12 protein-coding genes are annotated in these 13,095 nt (G+C 39.8%); 6 read left to right on the top strand and 6 right to left on the bottom strand.

Going from position 1 to position 13,095, the window contains the following annotated elements; genetic code table 11:
* Positions 1-107: 107 nt before the first annotated feature.
* From AACV33_RS05895 to AACV33_RS05885, 3 genes are read right to left on the bottom strand one after another with little or no spacing between them, the layout of a single operon-like run.
* Complete coding sequence (locus tag AACV33_RS05895) at positions 108-2,090, bottom strand: diguanylate cyclase domain-containing protein (RefSeq protein ID WP_182699181.1); 1,983 nt, start codon at positions 2,088-2,090, stop codon at positions 108-110.
* Positions 2,087-2,674, bottom strand: coding sequence for a YfiR family protein (locus AACV33_RS05890; protein WP_017021123.1), 588 nt, complete (start codon positions 2,672-2,674; stop codon positions 2,087-2,089). Before AACV33_RS05890 ends, AACV33_RS05895 begins: the two co-directional genes overlap by 4 nt.
* Positions 2,675-2,676: 2 nt before the next feature.
* Entirely contained in the window at positions 2,677-4,860 is a 2,184-nt protein-coding gene (locus tag AACV33_RS05885) for a TonB-dependent receptor plug domain-containing protein (protein WP_182699180.1), read from the bottom strand.
* 702 nt (positions 4,861-5,562) lie between these two features.
* Here AACV33_RS05885 and AACV33_RS05880 point away from each other — a divergent pair.
* The 6 genes from AACV33_RS05880 to AACV33_RS05855 are packed head-to-tail and all read left to right on the top strand — an operon-like array spanning position 5,563 to position 10,834.
* Positions 5,563-6,006 (top strand): PTS sugar transporter subunit IIA, encoded by a 444-nt coding sequence (locus AACV33_RS05880; RefSeq protein WP_017021120.1) that lies wholly within the window; start codon positions 5,563-5,565, stop codon positions 6,004-6,006.
* Positions 6,007-6,021: 15 nt separating this feature from the next.
* Complete coding sequence (locus tag AACV33_RS05875) at positions 6,022-7,431, top strand: PTS mannitol transporter subunit IICB (protein WP_017021119.1); 1,410 nt, start codon at positions 6,022-6,024, stop codon at positions 7,429-7,431.
* A 53-nt stretch (positions 7,432-7,484) separates the two neighbouring features.
* Positions 7,485-8,756 carry a zinc-binding dehydrogenase gene (locus AACV33_RS05870; RefSeq protein ID WP_017021118.1) on the top strand — a complete coding sequence of 424 codons (1,272 nt, stop codon included), beginning with the start codon at positions 7,485-7,487 and terminating at the stop codon, positions 8,754-8,756.
* A 59-nt stretch (positions 8,757-8,815) separates the two neighbouring features.
* Positions 8,816-9,334: an MltR family transcriptional regulator gene (locus AACV33_RS05865; protein ID WP_023602716.1), complete on the top strand. Its 519-nt coding sequence runs from the start codon at positions 8,816-8,818 to the stop codon at positions 9,332-9,334.
* A 9-nt stretch (positions 9,335-9,343) separates the two neighbouring features.
* Positions 9,344-10,078, top strand: a complete 735-nt coding sequence (locus AACV33_RS05860) for a nucleoside/nucleotide kinase family protein (protein WP_182699179.1) — start codon at positions 9,344-9,346, stop codon at positions 10,076-10,078.
* A gap of 9 nt (positions 10,079-10,087) precedes the next feature.
* Complete coding sequence (locus AACV33_RS05855) at positions 10,088-10,834, top strand: phosphatase (protein ID WP_182699178.1); 747 nt, start codon at positions 10,088-10,090, stop codon at positions 10,832-10,834.
* A gap of 63 nt (positions 10,835-10,897) precedes the next feature.
* Here AACV33_RS05855 and AACV33_RS05850 read toward each other — a convergent pair whose 3' ends face one another.
* The 3 genes from AACV33_RS05850 to AACV33_RS05840 all read right to left on the bottom strand — a co-directional run bounded on the left by AACV33_RS05850 (position 10,898) and on the right by AACV33_RS05840 (position 12,908).
* Positions 10,898-12,106 carry an MFS transporter gene (locus tag AACV33_RS05850; protein ID WP_023602713.1) on the bottom strand — a complete coding sequence of 403 codons (1,209 nt, stop codon included), beginning with the start codon at positions 12,104-12,106 and terminating at the stop codon, positions 10,898-10,900.
* Between the two features lie 9 nt (positions 12,107-12,115).
* Positions 12,116-12,295: a hypothetical protein gene (locus AACV33_RS05845; protein WP_083198970.1), complete on the bottom strand. Its 180-nt coding sequence runs from the start codon at positions 12,293-12,295 to the stop codon at positions 12,116-12,118.
* Between the two features lie 151 nt (positions 12,296-12,446).
* Entirely contained in the window at positions 12,447-12,908 is a 462-nt protein-coding gene (locus AACV33_RS05840; RefSeq protein ID WP_096325288.1) for a hypothetical protein, read from the bottom strand.
* Positions 12,909-13,095: the final 187 nt, after the last annotated feature.

The raw sequence follows: 13,095 nt of genomic DNA, 5'->3' as shown, positions 1-13,095 counted from the left end.
GTGCTTTTGGGTTTTTAGGTAATGCGATAAGCCCACCTTTAACTGACATTATTGTTAGCTCGATGGTGGGCTTTTTTATGCTTATTCTTTGTGATGTAGGAACTTCGTTACTCATTTTCCGCAAAACAGAATCCGTTCTTACCTAATAATTTGGCTTTATACATGGCCTTATCTGCTTTTTGTAAGGCAGACTCTAAATTTGTTTTATCTGTTGCTTCCCAATGATAAACCCCAATACTGGCAGATATTTGAGGCTTCGCATCTTTAAGTGTTATCGTCCGATTTACCGAGGTTAATAATCGATTAATGATAGAACGAATGGCTTGATCATTATTGGAGTGATCCCCGTTTAAAAAAATACCTAGCAAGAACTCATCACCTGATAATCGGGCGACAATATCTCGTTGAGAGACACAATTACTTAACCGTTGAGCGGTGATCTTTAATAGCTCATCACCAGAGTGGTGGCCGAAAGTATCATTGACGGCTTTGAATCCATCAAGATCGAGAAATAATATATAGACCGAGTTGTGCTTTTCTCGTGCCATGAGAAGTTGTTTATATGCGTTCTGTCGGTTGGCTAACCCTGTTAACAGATCGTGATTGGTTTGATAATTTAAACGTTTTAGTTCTAAAATTTGAGTTTGATCGTTAAACGAAACCACAAAAGAATCGATTTTATTATTACTGTTTTTAATTACTTTTATCGTGATAAGACAAGGTAGCCACATCGATTTTTTGATTTTACTGGTCGGGGAGGAATCACTTAAAATATCCGCATTTATTTTCAGAAAGCCTTGTTTAAGTAACAACGTTAATTCTTTTCTCGATAGGGCAAAAGGCTCACGAATACGTAAATCATGCAGGCTTTTAATTTCTCCAAAATAACGAATAAAAGCGGTGTTAAGTGCTTCGACACATAATCTTCTCGATAGAACGATTAATGAGCTTGGGTTTTGGTCAAAAATCATTTCGGCCATGCGTTGGCGCTGTTCAACAAGGTAACGAGCACTGATGTCTTCAATGTGAACCAGTGAGTGTCGCTCTCCTGAAATAGGGTATGTCGATACTTGATATTGTTGACCTGTCGCTTTATGACGGAACTCCAAAGGCAAGAGACGTTGATGATTTTCAATGTGACTTAACAGTGCAGCTAAACGACAAACGGGTTCAAAATCGGACAATAATCGTTCAATGTGAAGTTCATTAATAGCAAGTACGGTGGTGTTATTTTCAATCTCAATCTGAGGCAATAAATGGCGAGCCGCAGGATTGTAATAAGTCACATTACGCTCGGGGGTTATCATTAGAAGGCCTTGGTCAAGAGAGTCGAGTACTTGATTAATGTAATGGTTTTTATCTTCTAATTTTTGGAATGCTTGGTTTAATTGAAAATCTCGGCTGGCCAAATTATCCAACATATCATTAAAACAATGCGTTACCTTTCCTAGTTCATCAAGGTGTTTTACTGGCAATCTATGTGAGGTAACCCCTTGCGCGATAACATCTTGCATTGAAATTAAGATCGACAATAGAGGTGTGGTCACTAGGCGATGCAGCTGATGAGCAAATACTAATGCTAACGCAGAAAGACAAATGGTAATAAACAGGAAAATCATGACGATTTGATAGCGTTGTTCAATAATATTGTCTTTTGAAAACCAGACGTCCAGCGTACCTAATACATCGCCTTTAAGAGTGATGGGATGAGAGATTGAAAAGAAGAACGAATCAGAACAACTGAGTTGATTATTAACCCATTGGCAGTCGCTTGGTAGGCGATCTAATACCGCAAAAGCATCGTCGTCTAATGAACGAACTCTTGCTGCGATAACTTCAGGATCAAACGCGAGTGAATCCATTTGATCCATCCCTGTTTTTTTATCATCAAAGATGAGTGCGCCAGATAAGTTGCTCGCTACCCCTTGAGCTAAAATAGAGGCTCTTACTTGTAGATTTTTTGTTTGGGTTACGCCCATAAAATGAGCAACACTGACCCCGAGAATAAAAACGCCCAGTGTTAAAATTGACCAAATAGGATAAATGATTTTTTTACGCAACGGTAAAGCAGCAAACGAATGATTTCTCATCGTGTTTCCTCCTTAACAATATCTGAGACAGACAAAAGCTGAGAGCGTAATGATAATCCGGCGAGTGTCACTTGCTCTATATTAATTAACGGTTTTATGCGGTTATTACGTTTAATAAACGCAATCATCCCACCCGCTTGAATGAATTCCTTCCCTTCGCCAACCAGTAATGCATGAGGCATTTGTTTTTTTAGCATGGCAATTTTTTGAGGGTCTTTTTGAATCGTATAAACAATATGGCAGCGGCTTAGCTCACTTGATTGAGAGACATTGAAAGCGATGAATGTGGCGTTATCCGGTTTGGTATCAATCAATTTTTTTAATGTATTACTTACATCAGAGAGCGATTCTGCACAGAAATTATAGCGTTTATCAGTCGGGATAAATTCATTCCAGTTGGTTAAAAAGGCGAATCGAAATAGGTAAACGGCCTTTAAATTGTGATCCTTCACATCGGATTCGTTTGCTTGAAGAGTAAAGCTGGCCATGAACAGTGAAAAAGCAAAGACAAAGCACACCCACAACTTATGCAAAGGGGCATAAGAGGATCTATATTGAGGGTTATGTGCTTTGTTTTTCGTCATCGTTAAGTAAAGTTCCAACTTATATCAAGGTAATATTGAGTGCCATTTGCAAAAGGCGAAAATTGTTCAGGATATTCTTTTACTTGGTCATTGAATAGGTTTTCAACACTAAAAGTGAAACTTGGCCAATGTTCGGTATGTTGCCAGTTGGCAGAGACATCCCAAGTGATGAGTTCTGGCCAGACCGAACGAGTTGGATCCTCAAAATTCAGGTCATCTATTTCTCGTAAGGCGTCATCTGGATTAGATTCAGAGACATAGTTTACTACTGAAGCTACCCATATCGTTGGATGAATATCCCACATAATGTGTAAGGTGGCATAATGATTTGGGGTATTTTCAAGATCTAAGATTGGTAGCTCATTATTACCACAAATTGATCCTGCACAACTCCCCTCTATTTCTTTGTAGCTGTAATTCGCATTCACTTGTAGAGTGCGATGAGGTCGCCATTGTACGCTTAATTCACCACCGATGGTTTCTTGAGATAATGGATCAATCAATTGAGCAAACATATCATCAATGATTGTACCACTAGAGTGCTCAGAGCTGTCTGCGGTGAGATATCGGTTGCCACCTAATCCTTGATACGCACGAACGTTGTCATGTTGGCTGTAAAAAAGGCTTACATTGAATTGAACGTCGTTGTCTTGCCAATAGCGATAACCAATCTCATAAGTATCCACCGTTTCCATTTTTAGATCACGGTTACCTAAGTAATGATAAGACAATAAGTAATCATAATAATCTCGATTTCCATTTGAGTCTTCGGTATATGCACAACTACTGCAGTATTGGTTTTCTTGAAATTGAGTGTCTCGTTCTAAACGTGATGGAGTAATGATCGCGCGTCCCCACCCAGCCCATAAACGCTGATTGTCGGTGAGTTTTTGTAATGCACGAACTTGAGGCTGTGAGTACACTTCCTCAGTGATGTTGTCGTATTGCCAACGATTACCTAGAGTGATTTCGGTTGAGTCAGTGAGTTCAACGGTCCAGTTTACGTATAAAGCGTAGTTTTGGTTTAGAAAGTCGTGCTCATCAATAGTACGAACATAAGGAGATAAATACTGTTCTTCTTGGGTGAATTGAGCGTATTTTTCGTCAACCAATCGCGCATTAGCCCCAAGAGTAACGATACCCCATTGTTGAACATTAAAAGTGTATCGACTATCGAGTTCAACCCGAGTAAAGCTCGCCGGTTCATTGGTGCTGTCGGAATCACTGTACGTCAGCCATGCTTGGTTATCCCATTGATTTCCGTTACCGGCATCATGCAAATATTGAGCACCAGCAAAAAATTCTTGAGATAGCATTTCTGTGATAAAAATATCACCGTCATCTTGATGTGATGAGGGGTTTAAAAAGGCGGGTGTATAATATAACCACTGATAATCTTCACGTGATCGAATACCCCCAAATTGAACTGAAACCGTATCTTGTTGGTTTTGATAATCAGCACGCAGACCAAAGCGTTCTGTTTTTACTTCTAAATGACGAAGATCGTCAAAGCGAGAATCCTCATCAGTAAATGGAGAATGATCTAAGAGTTCAACATAGCCAGATAAGTGGGTGTTTTCACTTATTTGAGCACGGTGGTGTGCCTTATATTCTCTATAGTCATAATTACCGACAGAAGCGCTTATTTGTGCTTTAGGGGCATTTTCTGCGTCTTTGGTAATGATGTTTACAACACCATTGACGGCATTGCCTCCCCACATCGTTCCTACTGGCCCTAAAACGACTTCGATGCGATCAATATTATCCAGACTGACGGGTAATAAATCCCAATTAACCCCTGAATACATTGGGTTTACGGCACTTCGGCCATCAATCATAACAAGCAGTGTATTATTTTCACCTTGGTTTTTACTGCGAGAAGATACCGTCCAATCGTAGTCTGAGTATTTAGTTACATGAAGCCCAGGCGCTAAAACCAGTACATCCGCAATAGATCGAGCCGATGATCGCTCGATTTCCTTTGAGGTAATAACGTGCACCGAAGCGGGCACTTCTGACAAACTGAGAGAGGTTTTGGTGGCGGTGATGATTTTAGTCTCAGCGAGAGAATCAAGAGGCATGTTAAGTAAAGCGTCTAATTCATCGTATTGTTCAACGGCCATTAATGATGGCGATAAGAGCGTAATTAAAAGAGGAAAAAAAACAAAGCGGGATAGATTCTGCATGGTGGCTCTTCTGTGAGTATTCATTCATATCGACATGATATTTACCGAAAAAGTAAATAGTCCTGTTAATATTTTGACTTCTTTCTCAAAATTAAGATAGTCATGTGAAATGAATTTTATTACTTGCGTCTAAAAACAAGAAATTAATTTAGCCATAAAGTGGTAGTAGTTTTGATGCGGGGAATATTAGGGAAAACGACGGTAAACAAGTCGATTTATTTGAGTGTTTTTCCGTCAATATTTACGTGTTTTGTTAGAACAGAGATTAGGAAAAAAAGAGTGTTGATATTAAGTGATTATTTACCTCGTATTTATGGTGGTAAAAATACAGGTGTTATCTCGAAAGGGAAAAATAGTGAGGCAAGTCACAATTTCAATGAGGGATCATCTCGTTTTCTCATTATTACTAAATGACTTATATCACAGTTAATTAACTGTCAATTGGCGTTTGTTATTGCAGATCACGATTACTGTTTTATATTTTTTTATCGTAATTGTGTGCGCTGTCTAATTTAAGGGCTTGAATTGTTTCTTAACTAAAATTTGTAATAAATTTACGTATCAATATTGTGAGCACGATTCTTTTATTCTGATTGACTCGATGCTTTGCGAGATCCTCATCACGAAATCCACGCTGTTGCCCTGCCTCCCTATATTTATTAATAATAGCTATATCAATAAAACAAACCATAAGGGCACCTCATGCTATACGATTTAATTGACCATGATCTCATTGATGTTGTTAATGACCAAAGTTATACGTGGGAAGAGGCAGTGAAAACAACCACTTGTTACTTAGAAGCGAAAGGGTATGTCACTGCTGATTACGCTGACGCGATCATTCAATCAACGATTGATAATGGCCCTTATTATGTTCTTTGTCCAGGGATAGCAATGCCTCACGCTCGTCCTGAGTCTGGTGTATTAAAGACTGGGCTAGGTATCCATATTTTTCCAAACGCGATTGATTTTGGTTCTGACCAAGGGCCTGCAAATATCTTATTCACTCTTGCTGCCACCGATTCGGATACTCATATTGAAGTGATTCAAGCACTCAGTGAAATGTTGGTGGATGAAGACAGTATTACTAAATTAATTGGGGCCTCTTCGAAAGATGAAATCCTCAATATTATTAGCTCTTATTAGTAGAAGGAATATTACGTGACAATGAATACGAGAGCAAAAGTGCAAGCCTTTGGTGGGTATTTAACTGCCATGGTATTGCCAAATATTGGAGCCTTTATTGCTTGGGGCTTTATCACGGCTTTATTTATTCCAACAGGATGGTTACCGAACGAGCAGTTTGGTGAGATTGTTGGACCAATGATTACTTATTTACTGCCTTTGCTTATTGGTTATACCGGTGGTCAACTTGTTGGTGATAAGCGCGGTGCGGTTGCCGGAGCTATCGGTACGATGGGCGTCATTGTTGGTGCAGATATTCCTATGTTTGTTGGCGCAATGATCATGGGGCCGTTAAGTGCTTGGGCTATTGTGCAGTTTGATAAAAAAATTGAACATAAAATCCCATCAGGGTTTGAAATGGTAGTGAACAATTTCTCGTTAGGCATTATTGGTATGATTTTTTGCCTACTTGCGTATGAAATTGTAGGCCCTGCGGTGACGGCGGCGAATCTGTTTGTGAAATCAGGGATTGAAGCCTTGGTTGCGACAGGCTACTTACCTCTACTGGCGGTGATTAATGAACCTGCAAAAGTGTTATTTCTAAATAACGCCATCGATCAAGGGATCTATTATCCCCTTGGCCTTCAAGCGGCGGCTGAAACCGGTAAATCCATCTTTTTCATGGTGGCATCAAATCCAGGTCCCGGTTTAGGTCTGCTATTGGCTTTTGCTAAATTTGGTCAAGGCTTGAGTAAACGTTCTGCGCCTAGTGCCATCATTATTCATTTCTTTGGTGGTATTCATGAGCTGTATTTTCCATATGTGTTAATGAAACCAATCATGATTTTGGCGGTAATTGCGGGTGCGGCAACGGGCATTGCAACCTTTAATATGCTTGATGCAGGTTTAGTGGCTGGGCCGAGTCCGGGTTCTATCTTCTCTTATTTGGCTTTAACACCAAAAGGCGGCTTTATGGCGACGATTGCCGGGGTTGCAACAGCGACGATTGTTTCTTTCTTAGTGGCTAGTGCGATTCTGAAAATCAGCAATAAAACAGAGTCAGAAGAAGAGTTCGAAGAATCGGTTGTTGGGATGAAAGAAATGAAAGCAGAAGGCAAAGCACAACCTACAACTCAAATAATAACCGAAAAAACAGAGACGACACCAATTCAGTTTGTTGCGTTTGCTTGTGATGCTGGAATGGGATCAAGTGCGATGGGGGCATCGACCTTTAAGCGAAAATTGGTTCAAGCAGGCTATGACATTGAAGTTAAACATTTTGCGATAGAAAAAGTACCAAGTAATGCCGATGTGGTGGTCACGCATGAAAGCCTAAAAGATCGAGCGATAAAAGCAACAGGACTGCCCGTAATTACGATTACTAACTTCTTAAATGACCCTGCACTCAATGAGCTACTGAATAAAATTGAGCAGCAACAGGCATAACCTAATTTAATTTTTGAGGGGTGGGTAACGCCCCTTCATTTGGAGACACTATCATGGTTCAAACAACGGCAGCGGTTATTTGCGGTGAAAAAAACATCCAATTAAGAACGTTCGACTTACCACAAATTTCGGCGGATGAATTATTAGTAAAAAATATATCAAACAGTATCTGTCTATCTACCTATAAAGCGGCATTGCTTGGTAGTGAGCATAAACGTGTACCTGAAAATATCAGTGATGTACCAGTGATTACTGGCCATGAATATGCCGGTATTATTGTTGAGGTAGGGAGCAATTTAAAAGACCAATTTACGGCGGGTCAATCATTTGTACTTCAACCTGCAATGGGATTGCCTACGGGATATTCAGCAGGCTACAGCTATGAAACGTTTGGTGGGAATGCCACCTATTCGATTATTCCTAACATTGCCATTGAACTAGGCTGCGTGCTTCCTTATCAAGGGTCTTATTATGCTGATGCTTCTCTTGCCGAACCAATGTCATGCATTATTGGTGCGTTTCATGCGAGTTATCACACCACGCAATACATCTATGAACATGAAATGGGCATCAAAGAGGGCGGGACGTTAGCACTATTAGCGTGCGCTGGCCCAATGGGAATTGGAGCGATTGATTATGCGATTAATGGTCCTGTGAAGCCGAGACGTATTGTTGTCACTGATATTGATGAAGATCGTCTGTCGCGTGCAGAGATACTTATTCCGGTCAGTGCAGCAAAAGCACAAGGGATTGAGTTGATTTACGTGAATACCATTGAGATGGATGATCCCGTCGCTTATCTAAAATCCCTGAACGATGATCAAGGCTATGATGATGTCATGGTATACGCCGCGGTAGCTCAAGTATTAGAGCAAGCGGACTCATTATTAGGTAATGATGGGTGTTTGAACTTTTTTGCTGGCCCAACAGATAAAGAATTTAAAGTGCCATTTAATTTTTATAATGTTCATTATGAATCGACACATATCGTCGGTACATCGGGTGGTTCAAAAGGGGATATGTTGGAGTCTTTAGCGCTTTCTTCTGAAAGTAAAATTAATCCATCGTTTATGATCACACACGTTGGTGGACTGCAAGCGGCTCCCCATACTATTTTAAATCAGCTGACTATCCCCGGAGGGAAAAAACTGATTTATCCACATATTGATTTGCCGTTAACTGCGATTGATAATTTTAAATCTTTAGCTGAACAAGACCCGTTTTTTGCAGAGTTAGACGTTATCTTAGCGAAAAATAATTACGTTTGGAGTGAATGCGCTGAAAAGGCATTATTAGAGTTTTATGATGTGAACTTAACGGTTTAGTTATAAGGAACTTATATGGTAGCCTTTTAGGTTGCCATATAAATAGAGAGGTTTTGACGTTGTCACAAAAAGTTGAATTGTTAGAAAAATTGGATGAATGCGAGAACGCGACCTGTTTTCTCCAAGTTTCAAACAAGTTAATTAACCTCAAGCTAAAAGCATTACTTCCAAGCGTCTTTGTTCAAGACAAATTAGTGATGGAATATGCTGTGGGGCCACTTTTAAAAGAAGATGGTCCATTAGTTACCACTGATGTGATATCGAAACTGATCTTTGCGATGGGTAGAATTTCTTTAGAAACCTACGCCGATATCGGGTTGTATGGCCAAGTTTTAGAATACGCACAAAGCCAATCAAGCAATATATTATTTAATGATGACATGATATATGACTTTATTGCGAATCAAGCGGTGCTCTCTACACAGCAAGATAGCTTTTATATTGAATCGATCAATCAATTAAAGTTTTCTTCTTTTGAAGTTTTTTCTCAAATGAGATATGAATCTCTGATCAAAACAGTGCTTAAACTGTCTTGTGAAATGTTGCTAGAAAAAATAGAAGAGGAAGTTACGAAGTAAGGTTTCGCAATGAAAGTGAACTTAAACGTTAGCGGTTTTGATACAGAAGCTTTTTTTTCGAATAAAGACATCGCTAAAATTCATAAACCTTTAGTCGAGAAATTTACGCGCTTATATCAAGAACAAGAAGAAAGAGTCATTGTCTTTTTGTGTGCGCCTCCTGGCAGTGGAAAATCAACATTAGCCGCATTTTGGGAATACTTATCTCAACAATCTCCTCAATTAGAGCCATTACAAGTCCTTCCTTTTGATGGGTTTCATTACACGAATGAAATTTTAGAAAGTAATACCATTCGACGAAACGATGAAACGATATCCCTTAGGCGCATTAAAGGGGCGTCTGAAACGTTTAATTTGACCGATCTTATTGATAAATTAAAGCAGTTAAAAGCCCGTTCCCCAAAATGGCCATATTATGATCGTAATTTACACGATCCCGTTGATGATGCGATTCAAGTGGATAAAAATATTGTGGTGGTTGAGGGCAATTGGCTTTTACTGAATGAACCTGTGTGGTGTGATTTATACAAACTCGCTGATTTTACCGTCTTTATTGATACCGATGCGGACTTTCTTAAGGAACGTTTAGTGAATCGAAAAATAAGAGGCGGTGTATCAGAAGAAGATGCCATCACTTTTTATGAAAGTTCGGACGCCATTAATGTCAATAAAGTATTAACTCAATCCGTTCGTGCTGATTTGAGTTTATACATGAATAAAAATGGCTCATTTGATATCCAATAGGAGAGCGTCATGAATATTGTTGTAGATACCCATACTCATACTCTTGCTAGTGGTCATGCTTATAGCACGATCATTGAAAATGCGCAGTCGGCGCAGAGTAAAGGGTTAGCACTTCTTTGTACGACGGATCATGCACCAGAGATGCCCGGAGCCCCTCATTATTGGTTTTTCAACAATCAACGAATTTTACCCCGCTTTCTTCATCAGGTAGGTATTATTCGTGGTGTCGAAGCCAATATAATTAATATCGAAGGGGAGATAGATCTCCCAACCTCTTCTGATCAGCATTTAGATTGGGTGATAGCAAGTTTGCATGAACCTGTTTTTGCTCCAACAAATGAGAAAGAACATACTGCGGCGCTTATTCATGTGATTAAGAGTGGGCGTGTTGATGTTTTAGGTCATTTAGGAAATCCTAATTACCCTTTTGATATTGAAAAAGTGTTGCGATGTGCGAAAGAATACACCGTGGCAATCGAGGTGAACAATACGTCGTTAACAGGAAAGAGCCGCAAAGGCAGTGATGTTCGTTGCGATAAGATTGTGGCTATCGGTAAAGAGATTGGCGTGTACTTTACGACAGGATCGGATGCCCACTTTTGTGAGGAAATCGCACAGTTAGATTTGGCGGTTGCGTTACTTGAAAAATACGATGTTGAAGATGAAAAAATACTGACCACATCAACGGCTCGTTTTCTTGATTTTTTATTGCGTCGAGGAAAGGCCGTTATTCCAGAGTTTGAAGCGTTGTATTGATATAAAATCAGCCTGTTATTTTTTGTAAATAGCAGGCTGATTTAAATGTAATGACTCGGTTTATTAGGCGGTTTTCATTTGTAATCTCGCGACAGGGCGATCGTTGATTGGTAAATGAATTAATGCTGCGCAGAAAGCCAATACAACCGTTGACCACCAGATGGGTTCATAAGAGCCATAGTAATCATAAATCCGACCTCCAGCCCACGCGCCTAAAAAACTCCCTACTTGATGAGTAAAAAACACTAACCCGTAGAGCGTTGAAAGGTAGCGAGCCCCAAACATTTGGCGAACTAAGCCTGAGGTTAATGGCACTGTGCCTAACCAACAAAACCCAATCGCACCGCCAAAAATAGCGGCGGTATGCTCAGTAACCGGAAGTGTTACAAATGCCCCAATCACGACAGTACGCATAAAGTAGAGTGCCGACATTACGTGGCGCTTGCTGTACTTATCCCCCATAACACCCCAAAAGTAAGACCCGAAGATATTGAAAATACCGACATAAGCCAATGCCATTGCTGCGCTTGATGCCGGTAGATGTTTATCAGCAAGGTAGCTTGGTAAATGAGTCGCAATGAACATCACATGAAAGCCACAAACAAAGAAACCAGCGTGAATCAACCAATAGCTTTTATTGGCGAAGGCTTCTTTTAAGGCTTCGGTTAACGTTTGATGGTTTTCTTCTATGGTCTGTTGAGCACTTGGTTTGTCTGTTTTCATGAAGATCGCAAAGGCGACAATTAACGTAGATAGCATTGCAAAAGCTTGCATTGCAAATTGCCAATTAAAGTTATGCAATAACGTTTGAGCACCAGGGATCATCGCAAACATACCAAATGATCCTGCCGCTGTGGTTAACCCAAAGGCTTTTGCAGCGTGTTCAGCAGGAACCACTTTTGCTACCGTACCTAAAATAATCACATAGCTTGTGGCACTTAGCCCTAAGCCAACAAGTGCGCCTAAAGAAAGGTAGAGCATGCTTGGTTCTGTGGCTAGAGAGGTTAAGATTAAACCCAGAGCATAAGAAATCGACCCAATAATAATAATGCGTTGTGATCCCCATTTATCAGCTGCCATGCCAACGAAAGGTTGAAAAACGCCGAACAATAAATTTTGTAATGCGATAGCAAAGCTAAAAAATTCACGACCCGTTTGGAAGTGCTCGGAAATTGGCATCATAAAAATGCCAAATGATTGTCTGATCCCTAGACTGATAATTAGAATCCCGATCCCAAGCCATACTAATGGTGGAAAGCGAAAAATACTCATAATGTGCTCTTAATGGTGATGATGAGAGTGATGACTATCCATACTGCCTGTTTGTTGATGACAGCCACTATTAACGGCTTGCTCGGCGAGAAGATCGAGTAAGGGTTGATAATGGTGAACAACAATTAGAGTTAGTACTAATAGAATGGTCATTCTCAACAATTGAGCGAAAATGGATTGTGAAAACATGCTGCGCTCTTAGGGTTAAAAATAAGAGCGCGAATAGTAGGGAAAGGGAGTTAATGAAGCAAATGACTATTTGTAAGGATCGCTATGCATATTTTGCATAGTTAACCTGAATAACGGGAGGCGAGTGTTTTTTCTTGAGTGGGTGAAAGCATTACTTCATAGAAGGAAAAATCACATTTTCAATTTGGCTGTTTAATAATAGGTTTCTACGTATTATTGGGTTTACCGCGGCTAATGTTGCCGTAATACCAGGAAAGCCATCGTTGTTTGCTTTTAGTTCAACATAAGCCACGTTGTTCTTTATTTCAAAATGAGTGACTTGTCCCGCTTCTTTAAAACTGTCTGCAAAGATCGCTTGAGCACTTTGTTGTGTTAGATCTTTTAATGATGTTGCATCGATACAAGTATTATCAAACACCACAGAATGAAGAGGAAGCTCTCCGCCTTGTTGTGCATAAATCGCCATGTCATGTCGATAGGTATCAATATCTTGAGGAAGAGAAAGAAGGTATTGATTCGCCGAACATACCCCGGTTGTATTTTTAATATCTTGCTGGCAGCTTGTTAATAACGTAAATAAGGGTATTAAAGGTAATACGGCTTTCATTAGCATGATGCTCTTAAATAAGGTGGTGTCTGTTTATCAACAGTCTATACGTTAAGTCTATAGAGCTAATGCCGTGTTATCTAGAGCATTAGGTGTCTTGATTTTAATAACAATGCCAGTATTTTTATAATTATCACTTATTTAGACTTAACTATTGATAGAAAAGACTTAACAAGGCAATACCTTTGTTTTT

It is taken from the genome of Aliivibrio sp. SR45-2 (genome assembly GCF_963890165.1).
In the GTDB taxonomy this organism is placed as follows: Bacteria; Pseudomonadota; Gammaproteobacteria; order Enterobacterales; family Vibrionaceae; genus Aliivibrio; species Aliivibrio salmonicida.
This window is presented reverse-complemented; position numbering and strand designations above follow the sequence as displayed.